The organism is Vibrio sp. 704 (assembly GCF_033339295.1).
On the sequence record NZ_JAWOUH010000842.1, the window covers coordinates 1 to 556 of the forward strand.

General features: G+C 41.9%; 1 protein-coding gene. It reads right to left on the reverse strand.

The features are described from left to right. Window positions 1-53 precede the first annotated feature (53 nt). The coding region (locus R7R24_RS29455; protein WP_318120557.1) for a VacJ family lipoprotein at window positions 54-556 on the reverse strand (503 nt) is incomplete at its 5' end.

The following is a 556-nucleotide window of genomic DNA, read 5'->3' on the forward strand; positions in this document are numbered from 1 at the left end:
TAGCACTTGCTAAGCCTTTTTTATTGCGTTCATTTTATTTGAAACATCAACGATTAGAATTCATCTAGATATTCGTCTAACAACGCTTCTTCTTCCGGATTCACTTCTTCTACCGTGTCGATTTCTGCTTTAAAGTTTTGACGCTGAATGTAGACATCTCGAGTCAGTACATAAGGATCTGGAGAACTATCAAGCTGTGCTTCTTGCGGTACAAGCAACGCTCGTTTTTCCAAACCTTCTAATGCCCACTTCCCTAAACCAGCCCAAATATTCAAGTAAGATAATGGGAGATACATACCATCGACGGTATCTGTCACTTCTCGCAAAGTATAAGGACCATAACCAGGTATCATAAAGTATGGGCCATTCCCTACGCCATAATGACCAACAGCACTGCTGAACTCTTTATTGTCGTACTTGGTGATACCCGCCGCAGTTGCGATGTCAAATACACCGAGAATACCGAACGTAGAGTTAATCCAAAAACGGTTAAAGTGATCCACCGCTTTGCTACCGTTACCCATCAAAAGGTTGTTCACCATGCTTGATGGTTCAT